The sequence below is a fragment of the Streptomyces sp. NPDC091377 genome, from assembly GCF_044757045.1.
In the GTDB taxonomy this organism is placed as follows: domain Bacteria; phylum Actinomycetota; class Actinomycetes; order Streptomycetales; family Streptomycetaceae; genus Streptomyces.
Genome location: NZ_JBIVUE010000004.1, coordinates 434,105 through 451,882, shown reverse-complemented (window position 1 = coordinate 451,882; position 17,778 = coordinate 434,105). Strand labels below are relative to the sequence as shown.

Below are 17,778 nucleotides of genomic sequence, written 5' to 3'. Positions count from 1 at the left end.
ATGTCCGGGTCCTCGGCCCCGGCGGCATGGAGCGGGCCCCCGTATCCGACCGGGGGATTACCGGCGTCGGCGCCGGTCTGACGCCCCGTCGATGCCGAGGGTCCGCTGGAGCCAGTCGCAGGTCAGGGCCATGACCTCGGGCATCTTGGTGACGGCGCAGTGCCCGGTGTCGGGCAGGAGGTGGACGCGGGTGTCCCGGCGGCCCTCGAAGACCAGGGTGTCGTGCTGGGGCACATGGACGTCGTCGGCTCCGTTGATCACCAGCATGGGGGCGTTGATGTCCTGGTCCAGCAGGGGGCGCAGGTCGAAGGCGGAGAAGCGGGCGCCCATGCGGTCGGGGCTGGGGAGTTCGTCCAGTCCGAGGGCGTTGCCGACGATGCCTTCCATGCCGAAGGCGAAGGAACGGCCGGGGGTGAACGCGGTCTCGACAGGGCCGCCGAGGTCGATGGCGGCGTCCACGGTACCGGCGAGGCCGGTGCGGGCGGAGTAGTGGCCGCCCATGGACAGCCCGAGGTGGGCCACCTGCCCGTTGCCGACCGCGCGGGCCTCGGCGATGAGGCCCTCCACGACCTCGTTGCCGCCGTCGTGGGTCATCGGGATGTCGCTGGTCTCACCGGTGCCGGGAAGGTCGAACGCCATGATCCGGGTGCCGGTGCGCAGGGCGAGGGCGACGAACAGGGCGTGCAGGTCCATCTTCCAGGTGTCGACGCCACCGCTGGCGAGGGTGACCGGGGCGTCGTCGGGCAGTCCGGGCGCGGCGAGCACATGCACCGGCACCCGGACGGTGCCGCCCCGGTGGGGGACGGTCAGGACACGCCGCTCGAAGTCGACGGGGAAGCCGGTGGCGGACCGGCCGTACTGCTCGGCCTGGTGGGCGAGGGCCCGGCGCATCGGCTCGGTGGCCAGGGTGGGGAACTTGGCGTTGCCGTAGGCGAGGGCGGCCAGGTCGTGACGGCCGGCGGCGGCGTAGCGGCCGGCCAGCCGGGACCACTCGTACACCCAGCCGCCCGGGGCGTCGGCCCACATGTCGGTGGTCGCCGCCCGGACGGCGTCGACGTCCGGGGCGGGCAGACCGAAGGCGAGCATCTGCGGATAGCGCTCCGTGAACAGGTCGCGCGGGTCAAGGGGCCAGGTGAAGGGCATGGCGAACTCCTCTCACGCCACCGCACGGTGACGCTAAAAGCAAGAATACTTGCTTCAGCTACGGTGGGGCATGACGGCGCAAGAAGCAAGGATCCTTGCCTTAGAGTGGGCGGGAGAGGTGAGGCGCGTGAGTGACAGCGAGATCCGGCGCAGGCCGGGCGGGCGGGCCGCCCGGGTGCGCAAGGCGGTGCTCGACGCGGCCGTGGAGGCCCTGGTCGAAGGCGGTACGACCCGCTTCAGCATCGCCGACGTCGCCCAGCGGGCCGGGGTCAACGAGACCTCCGTCTACCGCCGTTGGCGCACCCGCGAGAACCTCCTGGTCGACACCATGCTCACCGCCAGCGACCAGCACATCCCCGTGCCGGACACCGGCTCCGTACGCGGGGACCTGCGCGCCTTCGCCACCCTGGTGGCGACCTACCTCGCCGACCCCCTCGGCGCCGCGCTGGCCCGGGCCGCGGTGCTGACGGTGGACGACCCGGAGACGGCCGAGGCCCGCGAACGCTTCTGGCGTACGAGGATCGAACTGGCCGCGGTGATGATCGAACGCGGCATCGCCCGAGGCGAACTGCGCCCCACCACCGACCCCCGCGTCACCCTCGAAGCCCTGATCGCCCCCCTGCACAGCAGAGTCCTCATGACCCGGACCCCCCTGCCCGACGACCTGCCCCACGCCTTGGCGGACCTGGTGCTGGACGGAGTGGCGGCACCGGAGAAGGGGCTGTGAACCTCTTCACGGACGGCCACCGCCGCCTGCCGGCCCGGCAGGCGAGCGGGAACTGCCGCGCACGGGCAGCGGCCGTCCGCGGGAGACTGCGAGATCATCAACGGCAGAGCCGGGCTCAGACCTCGCGCAGCGGGATCAGCCGGATCGGTTCCGCGAGCAGTTCCCCGAACCGGGCCGCGAATGCCTGGAAGTGGGGGGTGGCCCTATGGAAGTCGAGTGCCGCCTGGTCGGCCCAGGTCTCGCGTACGTAGAAGGTGCCCGGCTCCTCCTGCAGTTCGAACAGGGTGTAGTCCAGGCACCCCTCCTCGGCACGGGACGGAGCGACCAGAGCGGCCAGGGCGTTGTGGAGTGCCGCACGCTCCGACGTCTTGGCCTTGACCCGTGCGAGGGCGATGAGTTGCTGGGGGCGTGGGGTGGGGGACACGCGGGTCTCCTTGGGGTGACGGGGTGGGCGGGGCGTTCACCGGTGCCTCATCCGGGTCCGGGTGCGGCGACGCGCAGCCGGGTGCTTCGGCCATCGGCTCAGAAGCCGGTGAGTGTGATCTTGCCGATGGCACGGCCGGATTCCAGGATTCGGTGGGCCTCGCGGAGGTGGGCGGCGTTGACCGTGCCGAGGTCCTGGGTGGCCGTGGTGGTGAGGACACCTCGGTCCACAAGGCCGGCGACCTGGTTGAGGATGTGGTGCTGCGTCGCCATGTCCGGCGTCCGGAACAGCGACCGGGTGAACATCAACTCCCAGTGGAAGGAGATGCTCTTCGACTTCAGCAGGCCGATCTCCACCGGGCCGAAGTCGTCGATGGCGACGAGCCCGCCGAACGGCTTGAGCATGTCCGCGTAGGCCGGGAGGTTCCGGTCCGTGCCGGCCGTGCTGAAGATGTGATCCAGGCCGTCGGGCGCGAGCCGCGCCACCTGCTGCGGCAGCGGGTGGTGGTGGTCGACCACATGCGTGACGCCCATCCGGCGGGCGAACTCGCCGGTCTCGGGCCGCGACGCGGTGCCGACCACCGTCAGGTCGGTGAAGGCACGGGCCAGTTGCGCCACCATCGCCCCGACACCGCCGGCCGCCGCGGTGACCAGCAGCGTGCCGGTCTCCCGCCGGCCGTCGTCCCGGCGCAGGCCCAGCCGCTCGAACAGGCCCTCCCAGGCGGTGAGGGACGTCAGCGGCAGAGCCGCCGCCTCGGTGAAGGAGAGCGTGGTCGGCTTCCGTCCGACGATGCGCTCGTCCACGACGTGGAAACGCGCGTTGCTGCCGGGACGGTCGATCGCGCCGGCGTAGTAGACCTCGTCACCCGCCGCGAACAACTCGACCCGGTCGCCGACCGCGACGACCGTACCCGCCGCGTCCCAGCCCAGCACCTTGGGCTGCCCGCCCGGGTCGCTGTTCTGGCGCACCTTGTAGTCGACGGGGTTGACCGCGACGGCCTCCACGCGGACGAGCAGGTCATGCGGGCCCGGCTGCGGCACGGGCAGTTCGACGTCCACCAGACTCTCGTCGTCCTGGGCCGGCAAGCTCTGCCGGTAGGCGACCGCCGGCATGGTCCTGTTCAGCGTCTCGTTCATCCCGCGTCTCCTCACAGTGGAATCCCCGGCCGGCGAGCGGCCCCGCGATGCCGTCAGCCCGGCCATCGCGTTCCGGACGGTACCCTCGCAGACGTAGTAACCTGCAAGGGAGCCTACTTCCTTGGGGGAAGTGACCAGGTGGAAGACACCAGGAATCCACCGGGAAGACAGGGCAGGCAGGGCAGGCAGGGCAGGCAGGGCAGGCAGGGCAGGCAGGGCAGGCAGAGGGATGGGAGACGGCCGGTGGCCATAGGTTGCACGTCGGAGCGGCACGACGCACACGATGTCTACGCGGCCCAGTGTCCGTGCCGCGAGGTGCTCGACCTGCTGGCCAACAAGTGGTCCGCGCTCGCGATCGGGGCGATGGAGGAAGGACCGCAGCGCTTCGGTGCTCTGCAACGCCGCTTGGAGGGGGTCAGCCCGAAGGTGCTGACCCGTACGCTTCGCCGTCTGGAGGAGAAGGGGTTCGTCGACCGGACCGTCTATCCGGCGGTACCCCTGCACGTGGAGTACGCGCTCACGCACCTGGGCCACAGCGTGGCGGAACCCTTGGCGCAGTTGCGGAACTGGGTCGAGAACCATCTCGACCAGGTCCACGACGTCAGGACCGCCGCTCAGCCTTGACCGGGAAGCGGCCCCGCTCCACGATCAGCCGCGGCCTCGGTGAGTCCACGCACCGGGCCCGCCGTGCTGCGGGGCGCGCGGCATGTGGGGCGCGCGGGACGCGGGGCGCGTGGCATGTGGGGCGTGGCGGCATGTGGGGCGTCAGGGCATGCGGGGCGCGTGGCATGTGGGGCACACGGCATGTGGGGCGTGGCGGCATGTGGGGCACACGGCATGCGGGGCGTCACGGCATGCGGGGCGCACAGCGTACGGGGCGCGCGGCATGTGGGGCGTCACGGTTGACACGAGCAGCTTGCCACCGTCCTCGGGGGCCTGGGGGCCGAGCCGTCCTCGTCCGCGGCCCGGTCGCCGTGGCGGCTCGGTGCGGGGCGTGAGCCGGTTCCCGGTCTCTCCCCGCCGGGCGCCTTCCGGGCGGGCTCGCGGTCGAGGCGCCGTACCTGCTCCATCGCGTGGGGCAGCGCACGGCGTACGGACTCGGGCAGGGGGCCGCCCGCCGGCCACAGCACCAGGGCGCGTGCCACGTCCCGCAGCTTCAGATTGGTGTGCTGCGAGATGCGCTTGAGGACCATCCAGCCCTGCTCGGGGTGGAGATGACCCACGGCGACCACCACTCCGATCGCCTGGTCGACCAGAGCATGCGCGTCCATGGCGCGACGGAGGTGCTCCACCTCGTCCTCAAGCTCTCCGACCCGGTCCGGGTCCCTGTCTCCGATCATCCTTCGAGGCTCGCTGTCGACGGACCGGCGGAGCCAGCCAGCAGGCGAACATCCACCTCACTCGCCATCCGGAAAACGAAACGCCCCAGCTCGCAGGGCACATGATGAGCTGTTGCCGGGGAATCCGGGCTTCATGGAGACGCTCAGATTCGACAGCGGCGACCTGGCGAAGACCGAGGAATTCCTCAGCCGGGCCTACGCCAAGATGCGCATCGGCAGTGGTACCCCCGACACCAGCCGCCTGCGTGTACACCGCACCGGGATCCCCTCGGTGAGCGTGGACGAACTGGACCTGACCTTCGAGTTGAGCTACTCGGTGAATCCACTCGGCAAGATCTGTCTCTGCCTCCTCCACGACGGCACCGTGCGCGACCACTCCTTCCAGGGGGTCGAGGACGACTTCGGCCCGGGGGACGTCGTCCTGTTCGCCCCGCCGGACCTGCCCTACTCCGGACGCATCTGCAACGCCCGCTACACCATCACCATGCTCGACCCGGCCCTCCTCGCCCAGGTCGCGGACCCCGACGGCACCCATGAGGGGCGGCCGGTCCGGCTGACCGGGCACCGGCCGCACTCCCCCACCGCCGGTCACCGGCTCGGCGTCACCATCGCCTATCTGCGCGACCACGTCCTCGCCGACCCGACGACCGCGGACCAGCCGCTGGTGGCCTCCACCGCCGCACAGCACCTGGCCGCCCAGGTCCTGGCCACCTTCCCGCACACGGCACCCACCGAGGCGACGGGCCCCGACCGCAACGACGCCCACCCGGCCACCCTGCGACGCGCCCTCACCTACATCGACGACCACGCCGACCAGCCGGTCACCGTGGCCGAGATCGCCGCCGCCTCCCATGTCACCGTACGGGCCCTGCAATACGCCTTCCGGCGCCACCTGGACACCACCCCGCTCGCCCACCTCCGCCGGGTACGGCTGGCGCAGGCGCACCGGGACCTGGTCGCCGCCGACCCGGACACCGGCGCCACGGTCACCGAGATCGCCGCCCGCTGGGGCTTCCACCACCCCGGCCGCTTCGCGTCCCTCTACCGCGACGCCTACCGCCGGGCACCCCACCAGTCACTGGGCGACGGGTAACGGGTGTGACGGGTGTGACGGGTGCCGTCTAGGCACTGATCGCGGTGTCGGTGTCCGGGTAGAGCGGGAAGATCCGGTCGAGGCCGACGATGTGCAGGATGCGCAGGGTGCGGGCGGGCACGGCCGCGAGGGCGATGTCGGCGTCGGCGGCCTGGGCGCGGTTGCGGGCCGTGAGCAGGGCGCTGATGCCGCTGGAGTCGCAGAAGTCCATGCCCGCCAGGTCCAGTACGAGGCGCTGGCCCGCGCGGAGCGGGAGGGTGTCGAGTCGTCGGCGCAGTTCGGGGGCGTGGAAGTGGTCGAGTTCGCCGGTGATCTCCAGGACGGGACCAGTGTGTGTGTCTCGGGTGATGATCTTCAACGGGCTCATGATGCGCTTCAGGTCGTGAGGTCGGTGGAGGACTGGGCCGGGACACCGACGGCGAGGAGCGCCGTGTCGTCGTCCAGGCCGTCGCCCAGGTCGTGCAGGAGGCCGGTCAGGGCCTGGATCACCGCGTGCGGGGACCGGCCGGCCTGCGCGGCGGCGAAGGCGAGTAGCGCCTCGTCCCCGTACAGGCTGCTGCGGTCCTGCCCGGTACGGGCCTCGGTGAGGCCGTCGGTGTAGAGCAGCAGGGTGTCCCCGGCGGCCAGGGTCGCGGTGGCGGTGGTGAATGGGGCCTCGGGCAGGATGCCGACGAGGAGACCGCCGGGGGTGGGCAGATACCCGGCGGTGCCGTCCGCGCGCAGGACGAGGACCGGCGGGTGACCGCCCGACGCCAGATGGACGAGGGCGTGCCGCCGGTCCGGGTCGGGCTCGATGGTGCCGAAGACCGCCGTGCAGTAACGCGGGTCCCCACTGCTGGCGTACCGCTCGTGGAGCACGGTGTTCAAGGTGCTCAGCGCGGAGACCGGGTCGGGGTCGTGCAGGGCCGCCGCCCGCAGCGTGTAGCGGGTCAGCGAGGTAACGGCGGCGGCTTGGGGGCCCTTCCCGCACACATCGCCGAGGAAGAAGCCGAAGCGCTTGCCGTCGATGGGGAAGACATCGTAGAAATCTCCGCCCAGCCGGTCCGGCGAGGCCGTGTGGTAGTAAGCGGCGGTCTCCACACCCGGGACCGGCGGAAGGCTGTCGGGCAGCAGCGACTGCTGGAGCACGGCCAGCGCGTCCTGGAGCCGGGCGCGATCGGCCTCGGCCTGCTCGCGTGCCGCCTCGGCGACGTTCCGCCCCCGCAGGAGTTCCTCCTCGTAGGCCCGGCGGTCCCGCGCGTCGAAGAGCGTGGTGCGGATGAGGAGGGGTTCACCGCTGTCACCGTGCTTGATCGCCGAGGAGACCAGCACCGGGACCCGGCCCCCGCCCTTCTCCTTGATCTCCAGGGCGATGCCGCTGATCTCGCCCTGCATCCGCAGCAGCGGAGCGAAGTGGGTCTCGTGGTAGAGCCGTCCGCCGACGGTCAGCAGATCGGTGAACCGCATCCGCCCCACGACCGCCTCGCGTTCCAGACCGAGCCAGTCCAGCAGCGTCCGGTTGATCTTCGCGACGGTGCCGTCCATCAGCGTGGAGAGATACCCGCACGGGGCCGACTCGTACAGATCCTCCGCGCTGTCCTCCAGCAGGGCGGCGAACGCCGCGTCCGGTGTCGTCCCGCCGCTCGCGTCGTGCGGATCGGGGTGCCCTCCGGTCCTGCTCATCATCGCAGGCCCGCCAGGAAGTCCCGGATCGCCTCATGGGTGGCCTCGGGAGCCGACAGATGGGGGCAGTGACCGGTCGCGTCCAGGGTGACCAGCGTCGAGCCCGGAATGGCCCGGTGGACGTACCTCCCCACCTCGGGGGGAGCGATGGCGTCCTGGGTGCAGTCCAGCACCAGCGTCGGCACCCGTACGCCCTTCAGATCGTCCCGGGAGTCCGACAGGAACGTGGTCCTGGCGAAGACACGCGCCATGTCCGGGTCGGTCGCGCAGAAGCTGTTCCTCAGTTCGTCCCCCAGTTCGGGCCGGTCCCCGTTGCCCATGATCAGCGGAGCCATCTGCGCCGACCAGCCCAGATAGTTGGACTCCAGGGACATCAGCAGTTCCTCGATGTCCTCCCTGCTGAATCCGCCCCGGTAGCCGTCGTCGTCCATGTACCGGGGGGACGGGGCGACCATCACCAGCGCCCCGATCCGCTCCGGAGCCGCCGCCGCGGCCAGCACCCCGATCATGGCGCTGACCGAATGTCCCACGAAGACCGCGTCCCGCAGGTCGAGCGCCTCGCACACCTCCACGGCGTCCCGGGCGTACCCGTCGAGCGAGGCGTAGCGGTCCTCCGAGAACGCGGACGGGTCGGAGCCGCCCGCACCCACGTAGTCGAACAGGACGATCCGGTGGTCCGGGGCCAGCGCGTCGACCATCAGCCGCCACATGTTCTGGTCACAGCCGAAGCCGTGCGCCAGCACCACCGTCCGACCGTGCGGGTCGCCGGTGACGGTGACGTTGTTCCTGCGGATGATCTCCATGTCCATCAGTCTCTCAGTACCCCTTCTCACCTCCTTCAGCGCCTTGACCATCGCAATCTTTCGGCTTCCGGCCCGTCTTGCCATAACCGCAAGATCGCGTGCCAAGCCGCAGGGCACCGGGTGAGGCTGGAATCCGCACCTCCACAGGAGGGGCGAGGAAAGGCAAGGAGACGTGAGGAGCCATGATGAGCAGCACGGATGCGACCGCGTTCTGGGACGGTGTCCACGCCGCCCGGCCGACGGCGGCGGACGTCCCCCCGCCCAACGCCCGGCTCACCGAGACGGTGGCGGGGCTGCCGCCCGGTGACGCCCTGGACCTCGGATGCGGCGGCGGAGGCGACGCCCTGTGGCTCGCCGCCCAGGGGTGGCGGGTCACCGCCACCGACCTCTCGGCCGTGGCGGTCGGGCGGGTCGCGGCCCTCGCCCACGCCCACGGCCTGGGCGACCGGGTCACCACCGCCCGGCATGACCTGCACCGGTCGTTCCCGCCCGGCGCCTTCGACCTGATCTGCGCCCACTATCTGCACACCGACTTCGCTCTCGACCGCGACACCGTCCTGCGTACGGCCGCGCACGCGCTGCGCCCGGGCGGCCGACTGCTCGTCGTCGACCACGGCTCGACCGCGCCGTGGTCGTGGAACCAGGACCCCGACCTCCGGTACCCGAGCCCCCAGGAGGTCGCCGCGGGGATCGGTCTGGACCCGGCCGCCTGGACCGTCGAGCGGGCCGACGCGCCTCGCCGGATCGCGACCGGACCGGACGGAAGCACCGCCGAGGTCACCGACCACGTCGTCCTCGTCCGCCGCACCGGCTGAGTCCCCGTCCGCCGCACGGCCGGAGTCCTCGTCCGCCGAAGCGCGGGAGCCCGCGTCCGCCGTACCGCCTGAGTCCTCATCCCCCCTACGGCCGGAGTCCCCGTCCACCCGACCGCCCGAGTCCTCATCCCCCCTACGGCCGGAGTCCCCGTCCACCCGAGTCCCCCGACCGCCCCACCGCCTGACCCGGCCGCCCCGCGCCAGAAGGAGACCGCAGTGCCCGGAACCACCCGACCCCGCCGCGGCGACACCCCGCCGCCCCGCACCGGAAGCAGCGAGACCGAGGTCCTGCGCGCCTTCCTCGACTACCTCCGCACCTCGATCGCCGCGAAGGTCGACGGCGCGCCCGAACCGCAGGTGCGCACCGCCGCCGTGCCGTCCGGCACGAACCTGCTCGGCCTGCTCCACCACCTGACGTCCGTCGAACGTGCGATGTTCCTCGGGGAGCACGTCACCGACTGGCAGGCGACGTTCACGGCCGCGCCCACGGACAGCGTCGCCGATGTCGTGACCCGCTACCGGGAGGCGGTCGAGCGCGCCAATGAGGTGCTCGACGACTGCACCGACCTCGGCGCGCCCCTCCCCCGGCGGCGGGCGGACCGCCCCGCGCCCAGCGTCCGCTGGGCCCTCACCCACATGATCGAGGAGACCGGCCGCCACGCGGGCCACGCGGACATCCTCCGTGAACTCATCGACGGCGCCACCGGCCGCTGACCCGCCTTCCCAGGACAGGACCACATGATCACCGAACGACGGCCGTTGCCGCGCCGCCCGCGATCCGCGTACACGGCGGCAACCGTCCTGCTCACCGTCCTCCTCACGATCGCCGCGGCGGGCTGCGCCACCCCCACGGACGACCCGGCCCCGTCCTACGCCGCCGCCACCCAGGACGATCCCCGCTTCAAGAGCACCTTCCGCCACGAGTTCGCCGACGTCGACGGCGTCCGTATGCACTATGTGAAGGGCGGCAGCGGCCCGCCGGTCGTGCTGCTGCACGGCTGGCCCCAGACCTGGTACGGCTGGTGGCCGATCATGCCGGAACTCGCCGAGCACCACACCGTCTACGCCGTCGACCTTCCCGGTCTCGGCGACTCCACCGGCACGCCGACCGGCTACGACAAGGCCACGCTGGCCCGGTACGTGCACACGCTGATCGCCGAGCGGCTCGGGGTGCGCGACGCTCGTGTCGTCGGGCACGACTTCGGCGCCGCGGTGGCCTTCCAGTACGCCAGCCGGTTCCCCGACGACACCGCGCGCCTCGGCTATCTCGACCTGCCGCTCCCCGGCCCCGCGATCGACGCCCCCACCTACCGCTCACTGAGCTGGCACATCGCCTTCCACGCCCAGCGACGGGTCCCCGAGGCGGTCGTGAGCGACGACGTCCGCGCATACCTGGCGCTCTTCTATCCGCAGGTCTCGTACGGCGGCACGGCGTTCGGCGGCACCTCGGAGCGGTCCCCGTTCAGCGAGGACGAGATCGACGAGTACGCCCGGACCTACAGCCGGCCCAAGGCCCTGACAGGCGGCTTCGAGCTGTACCGCGCCCTCGACAAGGACGTCCGCGACACCGTGGCGGCACCACCGACCCGGGTCCCGGCCCTGCTGATGACCGCCGAAGGACAGCTCAAGGCGATCCGGTCCACCGTGGGCCCCCGGATGACCAACATCGTGCGGGCGGTGGACGTACCAAAGGCGGGGCACTGGCTGGTCGAGGAGAACCCCCGCTTCGTCACGGCCGAACTGCTGCGCTTCCTCGCCCCATGACCGGGCCACGCCCGCACCCAGGAGACTCCCGCATGCACACCTACGACGTCACGGTGACCACCGGCGCCTCACCGGAAACCGAAGTTCATGCAGGGCATGGCCGAGGGGCTGGCCCGCCACGCCGAGGCGTGCGAGCCCGGCCGGGACTCCTGACCGCGTGACCGCGTGACCGCGTGATCACGCCCGGATGAGCGCGCCCGGACGTTAATCGGTTGCGGTCGGCCCCCACGGCGCGGATAGCGTCCCGTTCATGGACGAACTGGCCCTGCTCAAAAGCTCCGACGGCCCGGTCACCCGCGGTCGGCTCACCGACGAGCTGACCGCGCTCGGCCTGGCCGACGGGGACACCGTGATGTTCCACACGCAGATGTCCGCCCTCGGATATGTCGCCGGTGGCCCCCCTACGATCATCGGCGCGCTCCGCGACGTCGTGGGAGAGCGGGGCACTCTCATGGTGACCTGCGGCTGGAACGACGCACCGCCCTACGACTTCACCGACTGGCCGCAGGCATGGCAGGACGCCCTGCGCGCCGAACACCCCGCCTACGACCCGGACCTCAGCGAGGCGGACCACAACAACGGCCGGCTCCCGGAGGCGCTGCGCCGCCACCCCGGCGCCGTACGCAGCAGGCACCCCGACGCCGGCTTCGCCGCGCTCGGTGCGGCGGCGACCGCGCTGATGGCCGACCACCCCTGGGACGACCCGCACGGCCCCGACAGCCCGCTCGCCCGGCTGGTCGCCATGAACGGCCGGGTGCTCCTGCTGGGCGCTCCCCTGGACTCGATGACGCTGCTGCATCACGCCGAGGCGCTCGCCGACGCCCCCGGAAAGCGCTTCGTCACCTACGAGCAGCCGATCCTGGCCGACGGGGAGCGGGTCTGGCGGCGTTTCCACGACATCGACTCGGAGGACGGGGCCTTCGACTACTCCGCGGTGGTGCCGGACGGCACCTGGCCGTTCGAGGTCATCGCCCAGGAGATGCTCGCCGCCGGGATCGGCACCAAGGGCATGATCGGCGCCGCCGAGAGCCACCTGTTCGAAGCCGGCGAGGTGGTGGACTTCGGCGTCACCTGGATGGAGGAGAAGCTGGGCGGGACCGGCTGACTCGTCGGCCCGTCGTTCGGCTGGTCCGGGGTGCGTCGGTCACGCGATGCTCGACCGGTCCCCGTGTGCGTCCGGCCGGTACCGGTCCGCTCGGGTGTCCGGTTGATACCGGTCCACCGGGGTGACCGGCCGATAGCGGCCCACCGGGGTGACCGGGTTGACCGGCCGATACCCGTCCCCGCGTACGTCCGGCCGTCGTGGTCCAGGACCCGTCCGTGCTCCCGCTCCCGCTCCCACTCCCACTCCCACTCCCTCTGCCCCTTCCGCCTCCTCCAACTGCCGGTGGGCGGCGGCGAGCGCGTCCTCGACGGTGTAGGTCCCGGTTGACATGCACAGGGTGTACTCGGTGTCCAGGAGCTGGCGGCGGGCGTGCGACGACCCCGATCCCTCCGTGATCTCCCTGCCCAGCGACGCGTGGATGGCCAGCAGGTTCCTCAATACCGCCGGGTGCGCCTTCAGCATGTAAGTCTCCGCCTCCGCAAAGGAACTCCTCCGGGACGAGAACCCTCCGTCCCGGGCAGATCACCGCGCCGGACGGTGACATGCCACCGTGTACCCCCGAACGCCGTTTCCATCCTGGTCGGGGGCGGTCAATCCCTCGGCAGGAGCGGGCCCAGCGGACCGAGGTCGAGGTTCAGGTCCTCGGGGCGCAGGCCGTAACGGTCGCGCAGTTCGGCCATGCGGTCGGCCAGCAGCATCAGGGTGAGTCCGATGCGTTCTTCCTGTTCCTCGCTGAGGTCACCCTGGTCGACCCTGCGCAGCGCCTGTCGTTCCATCAGCTGGCGCAGCAACTCGACCACGGTCAGGACGAGTTTCACCAGGTCACGCTCGACGGTGTCGGGATCCAGCTCGACCCGGGAGCGGGGGCGGTCGGTCATGGCAGCTCCCAGGGTGCGGGGATCTCCCGGCGCACGGAGCTGATCAGCGCCTGGAGGTCGATACGGACGAGGTCGACGTCCGCGATACGCAAGGTGATGTCCCCGCTGATGACCACCCCGCCGGCGAGCAGCCGGTCGAGCAGGTCCACGAGGGCGACCTCACGGTGTTCGGCGACGGTCATCGGCGTGCCTCCTCCTGGCCCAGGGCGTCCCCGATGAAGGAGTACGCCGCCCAGGGGCCGGTGAGCTGGACGCTGATCCCCGGCTCCGTCCCCCGCACGCCCTCCACGAGGTCCATGAACGCGCGCGAGCCCGTACGGGGCAGGAGGTAGGCGGCGTTGAGCACGTTGTGCCCCGGCGTGGTGGCGAGGGGGCCGGACTGGAGGGGGTGCAGCCGGGCGGCCTCCGCGTGGGCGGTGAGGTCGGTGTGCAGCCGGTTCGCGAACCGCTCCGCCCGCTCCCAGGTGTCCTCCCGCGCCCGCACCGCGTGGCGCCGCTGCCGCAGGTAGTCCCGGCCGGAGGCCGGGCGGTCGGTCGTCCTGCCCGCGTTCTCCTCGCCGACGCTCCCCTCGCCCGCGCTCCCCTGGCCCGCGTTCCTCCCGGCGGGTTCGTCCTCGGGTTCCGCGTAGACCTTCACACCCCATTCGACGCGGCCTTCGAGGCGGTCGAGCGTGCTGCGCAGGGCCGCGTCCTGGGCCGTGAGCATCCGGCGTACGCCCTCGTCGTCATGGAAGACGGTGGCGAGGCGCAGCGGCAGGGTGGTGGTGAGGCCGCTGCACGCGTCGATGACGCGTTCATGGGCCCGCGCGGTCTCGCCCAGCCAGTCGAGGTCCTCCAGATGGGCGTGGAGCGGCTCCTCGGCGAAGTCCCGCTCGGGCACGTCGGCGACCACGGCGACCAGATCCCCGTGGTGCAGGAGGCGGGGGTGCCCGCCCGCGACGCCGGTGAGAGCGGCGGGCGGCGGGGTGTCGAAGGGGCGGCAGACGGCGTAGACGTAGCGCAGGTCGGTCATCGTCGCTCCCTTCTGGCGCGGGCGGGGCGGGTCACCTCGTCGCTGTGGCCCGTCTCCAGTTCCTCCAGCCGGGCGAGCCGTTCGCGCAACTCCGTGTTCTCGCGCTGGAGTTCGTCACGGCGGGCGCGGCTGGAGAGGGCCGGGTCGGTCTCCCACCAGTCGATGCCCATCTCCTTCGCCTTGTCGACGGAGGCGACGATCAGCCGCAGCTTGATGGTGAGCAGTTCGATGTCGAGCAGGTTGATCCGGATGTCACCGGCTATCACGATGCCCTTGTCCAGGACGCGTTCCAGGATGTCGGCGAGATTCGCGCTGCCGCCCTGCGCGTAGGGGCTCATCCCGCGTCCGGGGGGTGGTTCGGGCAGCCGGTCGGACATGGTCACCGCCGGCTCCGTTGCTCGCGACGGGGGGCTTCCTCGTCCTCCTCGTCCTCTTCGTCGACCTCTTCGTACGCGGCCTCGTCGTCGTAGCCGTCCTCCTCGCCGTCCGCCGGCTCGTCCTCGTAGGAGGCGTCGGCGTCCTCGGCGTCTTCGGCGTCTTCGAGTTCGTCGTCCTCGTACTCCGCCTCCCCTTCGTTCTCCTCCTCTTCGTTGCCCTCTCCTTCGTTGTCCTCTCCGTCGTTCTCCTCCTCGGCGACGGCGTCCTCGTGGGAGACGACGACCTCGCCGTCACTGATCTCGCCGCGCCAGCCTTCCGGCTCCTCGCCCTTGAGACTGATGTAACGGGCGAAGTTCTTCAGGTCGAGCCGGGTCCGACGGCCCTGGGCCCGCCAGATGTTGCCGGTCTTCTCGAAGAAACCGGCGGGGTAGTACTCGATCACCAGCACGATGCGGGTGAGGCTGTCCGCGATCCGGTGGAAGGAGACGACACCCTTCGTGGTGCCCTTGGCGCCCTCCGACGTCCAGACGATCCGGTCGTCCGGGACCTGCTCAGTGGTCGACGCCTTCCAACTCCGGCTGGACCAGAGGATCTTCAGCCGCCAGTCCGACTCCACGTCGTCCGCGCGGCTCGCGCTGGTGACACCCTTCGCGAAGGAGGAGAAGTCCTGGTACTGCGTCCACTGGTCGTAGGCCGTCCGCAGCGGTACGCCGACATCGACCTGTTCGATGATGACGGTCGGCTTCTTGCCCGGGGAGTCCTTGCGCTTGCTGCCGCCGCCGAGGTTCTTGAGGGCGCCGGTCACGCTGTCCTTCGCGCGGGACGCGCCCATCTCCAGGGCGGAGCGCAACGGCCCCTTCCCCTCGGCGAGCTTGCGCCCGCCGTCCAGGGCGAGGGAGGCCAGGCCGGGGCTGTCGCCCTGGGCGATGCCGTCCAGCTTGCCGGTGGCCTCGCCCAGTTTGTGACCGACCCCGGACAGCACCCGCTCGGCCTGTGCGGCGAAGTAGTCCCGCACCTCTTCCTTGAGCCGGTCGGCAGCCTCGCTGTGGGCCAGGTCGGTGAGGGGGCCGCCGCCCGTGGCCTCACCGGCGGTCTTCTGCGCCTGTGACACCGGGTTCGGGGTCATCGCTCACCGCCTCCCTTCCGTCCTCCTGCCCGCGAGGCGCTCTTGGTGGCCTGCTTGCGGGCGCCCGTGCTCTTCTGCGCCGCCGACGTGCCGCCGGTCGACTTCCGCGCGGTGGTCTTCTTCGCCGGCGGCTTGCGCGCGGCGGTCTTGGCGGCGGGCTTCTGCGCGGATCCCTTGCGTGCCGGGGCCTTGCGCGCACTGTCCTTGCGGGGCGCGCTCTTACGGGCCGTGCTCTGGCGGGCCGTGCTCTTGCGGGCGCCGCCCGACCGGGCCGGTTTCTCCTCGGCCCCTTCGTCCTCGTCGGCCCCTTCGTCCTCGTCAGCCTCGTCGGCCCCGTCGGTCTCGCCGGCCGCCTCGTCCTCGTCGGCCTCGTCGGCCTCGTCGGCCCCGTCGGTCTCGTCGGCCGCCTCGTCCTCATCGGTCTCGTCGGCCGCCTCGTCCTCGTCGGCCTCGTCGTCCTCGTAGTCCTCGAAGTCCGCGTCGTCCCGGGACTCCTCCCGGTCCTCCGCCCGCTCCTCGGGTTCCTCGTCGGCATCCTCATCCGCGTCGGCATCGGCATCGGCATCGGAGTCCGTGTCGGGCGAGACGCCCGCGAGCCGGTCGCGGACCCCGGCGGTACGGCCGTGCAGCCGGTCGGCGAGCGCCTGCATCTGGCGTTCGGCCAGTGCGCCCGTCGCGGCCTTGCCGACCCCGCGCAGATCGGGCCCCAGTTCGTCGCGGAGGCTCTTGAGCTGCGGATTGTCCTTCAGTCCGCGCGAGACCAGGTCGGCGACGGCCGCGGGGCTCAGATTGAGCCGCTTACCCGCGACCAAGGTGCCGACACCGATGGCCAGTTTCAGTTTCCTCGTCCGGCCGAGGAAGTAGCCCGCCCCGATCGCGAGGCCCATCATCATCCGGTTCATGACGTCCTGTCATCCCATCCGTAGGTGAACTGTTTCGTCTCCTCCAGCCGGTCGAGCAGCTCGTCCTCCCGCCGGTCGAACTCCTCCTCGGTGATCTCCCCGTCCTCCAACGCCCTTTCCAGGCGGGCGAGTTCGGCGCTGATCCCCGAGGGGTCGTAGTAGATGCGCTCGGCCTCCTTCACGACCTGTTCGATCGCCCACGCGCTGCCGCGCACCGGGGCGAGGGGCAGGAGCAGAACTTCCGAGATCAGTCCCATGGCGGGCCTACTTCGTCTCCGCGGGTCCGGACGGTCCGGGCTCGACAAAGCTGTACGGGGGCAGCGGTCCGTTGACGTTCAGCTGGAGGTGCGGGGCCGCTCGGCGCAGCTCGTCCACCGCGTCCAGGAACTCCCCGACCGCGTCGCGGTCCAGGAGGAAGGACACATTGGCCAGCCAGCCGGTCGAGGCGGGTCCCACGCTGATGTCCGCGGCCTTGGGCCGCAGGCGCTCCAGCAGGGCCGCCTCGTCCCGCGTCTCCTGGGCCCGCACGGCGGTGGCGATCATCTCGCCGAGCCGGAGCTGCTGCTCCTGGCTCCCGCCGCCGGAGCGGCGGTTGGCCTCGGCCAGTTCCCGCAGCTCGGGGGTGTCGGCCAGGACCCGGTGGAGTACGGCCTCTTCCTCGTGGGTGGCCTTGACGTTGTACTCGGTCTTCTCGTCCAGGGCGCCGAGGCGCTCGGCGAAATGCTCGGCGCGCTCGGCCAGGACCCCGGTGACCGTGCTGTCGTCGGGGGCGACGCTGCCGAACCGCATGGGCAGCACACAGCCGGTGGCGCCCGCCTCGCCGAGCACTTTCTGGTGGGCGAGGAGTTCACGGCGCTTGGGCCGCAGATCCGGCGGCGCGTCGCTCACGACGGCCATCAGATCGCCCTGCTCCAGCAGGCGCACGGGCCTCGGCGGATCGCCGACCCCGCTCAGTCCCTCGGGGAGGGCGTCGTGCGAACGGGCGGTGATGCCGTAGACGTAGGTGTTCATGCCCCCTCCTCCCCGTCCTGTCGCTCCTTGCGGCGCGCGGACGTGGCCTTGCGCGCCCGCGGCCTGGGCTCGCGCTCCTTCTCACCCTCCTGGGACGAGCCGCCGTCCCGGGCCTGCCGGAACGCGTCGGAGACGGTCTCCGCCGCGCCGCTCAGCGCGCCCTTGGACTTGCCGCGGGCGCCGGATTCCGTGATCTCGCCGACCATGTCGGGCAGGCCGGGGGTCTTGTGCGGCCCGGCCTCCAGGTCGAGCCGGTTGCACGCTTCGGCGAAGCGCAGGTACGTGTCGACGCTGGCGACGACGACCCGCACATCGATCTTGAGGATCTCGATGCCGACCAGGGAGACACGGACGAACGCGTCGATGACGAGTCCCCTGTCGAGAACGAGTTCCAGAACGTCGTAGAGACTGCCTCCGCCGCCTCCACCGCCGGCTTGCTGTGCCGGGACTACGGTCATG

At 71.5% G+C, this 17,778-nt stretch carries 24 protein-coding genes; 7 read left to right on the top strand and 17 right to left on the bottom strand.

What is annotated here, in order from left to right:
* Positions 1–57: 57 nt before the first annotated feature.
* Positions 58–1,143 carry an alpha/beta hydrolase gene (locus ACIQNG_RS12265; RefSeq protein ID WP_401484369.1) on the bottom strand — a complete coding sequence of 362 codons (1,086 nt, stop codon included), beginning with the start codon at positions 1,141–1,143 and terminating at the stop codon, positions 58–60.
* A gap of 127 nt (positions 1,144–1,270) precedes the next feature.
* On the opposite strand from ACIQNG_RS12265, the gene ACIQNG_RS12260 reads away from it, so the two are divergent.
* Positions 1,271–1,870 carry a TetR/AcrR family transcriptional regulator gene (locus ACIQNG_RS12260; RefSeq protein ID WP_401484367.1) on the top strand — a complete coding sequence of 200 codons (600 nt, stop codon included), beginning with the start codon at positions 1,271–1,273 and terminating at the stop codon, positions 1,868–1,870.
* Between the two features lie 115 nt (positions 1,871–1,985).
* Here ACIQNG_RS12260 and ACIQNG_RS12255 read toward each other — a convergent pair whose 3' ends face one another.
* Together ACIQNG_RS12255 and ACIQNG_RS12250 are read right to left on the bottom strand one after the other, a co-directional pair.
* Positions 1,986–2,294 carry a putative quinol monooxygenase gene (locus tag ACIQNG_RS12255; RefSeq protein ID WP_401426259.1) on the bottom strand — a complete coding sequence of 103 codons (309 nt, stop codon included), beginning with the start codon at positions 2,292–2,294 and terminating at the stop codon, positions 1,986–1,988.
* 98 nt (positions 2,295–2,392) lie between these two features.
* Entirely contained in the window at positions 2,393–3,430 is a 1,038-nt protein-coding gene (locus tag ACIQNG_RS12250) for a zinc-binding alcohol dehydrogenase family protein (RefSeq protein WP_401484365.1), read from the bottom strand.
* A gap of 243 nt (positions 3,431–3,673) precedes the next feature.
* On the opposite strand from ACIQNG_RS12250, the gene ACIQNG_RS12245 reads away from it, so the two are divergent.
* The gene (locus ACIQNG_RS12245) at positions 3,674–4,054 is read left to right on the top strand and encodes a winged helix-turn-helix transcriptional regulator (protein WP_401426255.1); all 381 of its coding nucleotides are present in this window, start codon (positions 3,674–3,676) and stop codon (positions 4,052–4,054) included.
* 272 nt (positions 4,055–4,326) lie between these two features.
* On the opposite strand, the gene ACIQNG_RS12240 is transcribed toward ACIQNG_RS12245, so the two are convergent.
* Positions 4,327–4,770, bottom strand: a complete 444-nt coding sequence (locus ACIQNG_RS12240; RefSeq protein WP_401484363.1) for an ANTAR domain-containing protein — start codon at positions 4,768–4,770, stop codon at positions 4,327–4,329.
* 133 nt (positions 4,771–4,903) lie between these two features.
* On the opposite strand from ACIQNG_RS12240, the gene ACIQNG_RS12235 reads away from it, so the two are divergent.
* Positions 4,904–5,863 (top strand): helix-turn-helix transcriptional regulator, encoded by a 960-nt coding sequence (locus ACIQNG_RS12235; RefSeq protein ID WP_401426250.1) that lies wholly within the window; start codon positions 4,904–4,906, stop codon positions 5,861–5,863.
* A 28-nt stretch (positions 5,864–5,891) separates the two neighbouring features.
* Here the strand turns inward: ACIQNG_RS12235 and ACIQNG_RS12230 are convergent, their stop codons facing one another.
* Genes ACIQNG_RS12230 through ACIQNG_RS12220 form a run of 3 tightly spaced genes read right to left on the bottom strand, consistent with a single transcriptional unit; the run spans position 5,892 to position 8,328 of the window.
* Entirely contained in the window at positions 5,892–6,230 is a 339-nt protein-coding gene (locus ACIQNG_RS12230) for an STAS domain-containing protein (protein WP_401426247.1), read from the bottom strand.
* Between the two features lie 8 nt (positions 6,231–6,238).
* Entirely contained in the window at positions 6,239–7,525 is a 1,287-nt protein-coding gene (locus tag ACIQNG_RS12225) for a PP2C family protein-serine/threonine phosphatase (RefSeq protein WP_401426244.1), read from the bottom strand.
* Entirely contained in the window at positions 7,525–8,328 is an 804-nt protein-coding gene (locus ACIQNG_RS12220; protein ID WP_401484466.1) for an alpha/beta fold hydrolase, read from the bottom strand. The genes ACIQNG_RS12225 and ACIQNG_RS12220 overlap by 1 nt, the downstream gene beginning before the upstream one ends.
* Before the next feature lie 185 nt (positions 8,329–8,513).
* Between ACIQNG_RS12220 and ACIQNG_RS12215 the strand changes: the two genes are divergently transcribed.
* From ACIQNG_RS12215 to aac(3), 4 genes are all read left to right on the top strand, one after another.
* The gene (locus ACIQNG_RS12215) at positions 8,514–9,143 is read left to right on the top strand and encodes an SAM-dependent methyltransferase (RefSeq protein WP_401484360.1); all 630 of its coding nucleotides are present in this window, start codon (positions 8,514–8,516) and stop codon (positions 9,141–9,143) included.
* Positions 9,144–9,359: 216 nt separating this feature from the next.
* A complete protein-coding gene (locus tag ACIQNG_RS12210) occupies positions 9,360–9,857 on the top strand; it encodes a DinB family protein (protein ID WP_401484359.1) in 498 nt (165 codons plus the stop codon).
* Positions 9,858–9,881: 24 nt separating this feature from the next.
* A complete protein-coding gene (locus ACIQNG_RS12205) occupies positions 9,882–10,907 on the top strand; it encodes an alpha/beta fold hydrolase (RefSeq protein WP_401484357.1) in 1,026 nt (341 codons plus the stop codon).
* A 250-nt stretch (positions 10,908–11,157) separates the two neighbouring features.
* On the top strand, positions 11,158–12,012 hold the full coding sequence (gene aac(3), locus ACIQNG_RS12200; protein ID WP_401484355.1) for an aminoglycoside 3-N-acetyltransferase: 855 nt from the start codon (positions 11,158–11,160) through the stop codon (positions 12,010–12,012).
* A 39-nt stretch (positions 12,013–12,051) separates the two neighbouring features.
* Here aac(3) and ACIQNG_RS12195 read toward each other — a convergent pair whose 3' ends face one another.
* From ACIQNG_RS12195 to ACIQNG_RS12150, 10 genes are all read right to left on the bottom strand, one after another.
* Positions 12,052–12,474 carry a DUF5133 domain-containing protein gene (locus tag ACIQNG_RS12195; protein ID WP_401484353.1) on the bottom strand — a complete coding sequence of 141 codons (423 nt, stop codon included), beginning with the start codon at positions 12,472–12,474 and terminating at the stop codon, positions 12,052–12,054.
* Positions 12,475–12,602: 128 nt separating this feature from the next.
* Positions 12,603–12,890, bottom strand: a complete 288-nt coding sequence (locus ACIQNG_RS12190) for a gas vesicle protein K (RefSeq protein ID WP_401426230.1) — start codon at positions 12,888–12,890, stop codon at positions 12,603–12,605.
* Positions 12,887–13,072, bottom strand: coding sequence for a gas vesicle protein (locus ACIQNG_RS12185; RefSeq protein ID WP_401426228.1), 186 nt, complete (start codon positions 13,070–13,072; stop codon positions 12,887–12,889). Before ACIQNG_RS12185 ends, ACIQNG_RS12190 begins: the two co-directional genes overlap by 4 nt.
* A complete protein-coding gene (locus ACIQNG_RS12180) occupies positions 13,069–13,902 on the bottom strand; it encodes a GvpL/GvpF family gas vesicle protein (RefSeq protein ID WP_401484351.1) in 834 nt (277 codons plus the stop codon). Before ACIQNG_RS12180 ends, ACIQNG_RS12185 begins: the two co-directional genes overlap by 4 nt.
* Entirely contained in the window at positions 13,899–14,279 is a 381-nt protein-coding gene (locus tag ACIQNG_RS12175; RefSeq protein WP_401426437.1) for a gas vesicle protein, read from the bottom strand. Before ACIQNG_RS12175 ends, ACIQNG_RS12180 begins: the two co-directional genes overlap by 4 nt.
* A 2-nt stretch (positions 14,280–14,281) precedes the next feature.
* Positions 14,282–15,406, bottom strand: coding sequence for an SRPBCC family protein (locus ACIQNG_RS12170; RefSeq protein WP_401484349.1), 1,125 nt, complete (start codon positions 15,404–15,406; stop codon positions 14,282–14,284).
* Positions 15,403–16,308: a DNA primase gene (locus ACIQNG_RS12165; RefSeq protein ID WP_401484347.1), complete on the bottom strand. Its 906-nt coding sequence runs from the start codon at positions 16,306–16,308 to the stop codon at positions 15,403–15,405. The genes ACIQNG_RS12170 and ACIQNG_RS12165 overlap by 4 nt, the downstream gene beginning before the upstream one ends.
* Positions 16,305–16,565, bottom strand: a complete 261-nt coding sequence (locus tag ACIQNG_RS12160; protein ID WP_401426219.1) for a gas vesicle protein GvpG — start codon at positions 16,563–16,565, stop codon at positions 16,305–16,307. Before ACIQNG_RS12160 ends, ACIQNG_RS12165 begins: the two co-directional genes overlap by 4 nt.
* Before the next feature lie 7 nt (positions 16,566–16,572).
* Entirely contained in the window at positions 16,573–17,319 is a 747-nt protein-coding gene (locus tag ACIQNG_RS12155; protein ID WP_401484345.1) for a GvpL/GvpF family gas vesicle protein, read from the bottom strand.
* Positions 17,316–17,777, bottom strand: coding sequence for a gas vesicle structural protein GvpA (locus ACIQNG_RS12150; RefSeq protein WP_401426214.1), 462 nt, complete (start codon positions 17,775–17,777; stop codon positions 17,316–17,318). Before ACIQNG_RS12150 ends, ACIQNG_RS12155 begins: the two co-directional genes overlap by 4 nt.
* Position 17,778 lies beyond the last annotated feature (1 nt).

Coding starts and splice junctions, on each gene's coding strand:
- ACIQNG_RS12195 (WP_401484353.1), bottom strand. CDS start 12,474: ATGCTGAAGGCGCACCCGGCGGTATTGAGGAACCTGCTGGCCATCCAC.
- ACIQNG_RS12190 (WP_401426230.1), bottom strand. CDS start 12,890: ATGACCGACCGCCCCCGCTCCCGGGTCGAGCTGGATCCCGACACCGTC.
- ACIQNG_RS12160 (WP_401426219.1), bottom strand. CDS start 16,565: ATGGGACTGATCTCGGAAGTTCTGCTCCTGCCCCTCGCCCCGGTGCGC.
- ACIQNG_RS12150 (WP_401426214.1), bottom strand. CDS start 17,777: ATGACCGTAGTCCCGGCACAGCAAGCCGGCGGTGGAGGCGGCGGAGGC.
- ACIQNG_RS12220 (WP_401484466.1), bottom strand. CDS start 8,328: ATGGAGATCATCCGCAGGAACAACGTCACCGTCACCGGCGACCCGCAC.
- ACIQNG_RS12215 (WP_401484360.1), top strand. CDS start 8,514: ATGAGCAGCACGGATGCGACCGCGTTCTGGGACGGTGTCCACGCCGCC.
- ACIQNG_RS12235 (WP_401426250.1), top strand. CDS start 4,904: ATGGAGACGCTCAGATTCGACAGCGGCGACCTGGCGAAGACCGAGGAA.
- ACIQNG_RS12165 (WP_401484347.1), bottom strand. CDS start 16,308: ATGAACCGGATGATGATGGGCCTCGCGATCGGGGCGGGCTACTTCCTC.
- ACIQNG_RS12265 (WP_401484369.1), bottom strand. CDS start 1,143: ATGCCCTTCACCTGGCCCCTTGACCCGCGCGACCTGTTCACGGAGCGC.
- ACIQNG_RS12230 (WP_401426247.1), bottom strand. CDS start 6,230: ATGAGCCCGTTGAAGATCATCACCCGAGACACACACACTGGTCCCGTC.
- ACIQNG_RS12205 (WP_401484357.1), top strand. CDS start 9,882: ATGATCACCGAACGACGGCCGTTGCCGCGCCGCCCGCGATCCGCGTAC.
- ACIQNG_RS12225 (WP_401426244.1), bottom strand. CDS start 7,525: ATGAGCAGGACCGGAGGGCACCCCGATCCGCACGACGCGAGCGGCGGG.
- ACIQNG_RS12175 (WP_401426437.1), bottom strand. CDS start 14,279: ATGTCCGACCGGCTGCCCGAACCACCCCCCGGACGCGGGATGAGCCCC.
- ACIQNG_RS12250 (WP_401484365.1), bottom strand. CDS start 3,430: ATGAACGAGACGCTGAACAGGACCATGCCGGCGGTCGCCTACCGGCAG.
- ACIQNG_RS12155 (WP_401484345.1), bottom strand. CDS start 17,319: ATGAACACCTACGTCTACGGCATCACCGCCCGTTCGCACGACGCCCTC.
- ACIQNG_RS12185 (WP_401426228.1), bottom strand. CDS start 13,072: ATGACCGTCGCCGAACACCGTGAGGTCGCCCTCGTGGACCTGCTCGAC.
- ACIQNG_RS12240 (WP_401484363.1), bottom strand. CDS start 4,770: ATGATCGGAGACAGGGACCCGGACCGGGTCGGAGAGCTTGAGGACGAG.
- ACIQNG_RS12170 (WP_401484349.1), bottom strand. CDS start 15,406: ATGACCCCGAACCCGGTGTCACAGGCGCAGAAGACCGCCGGTGAGGCC.
- ACIQNG_RS12180 (WP_401484351.1), bottom strand. CDS start 13,902: ATGACCGACCTGCGCTACGTCTACGCCGTCTGCCGCCCCTTCGACACC.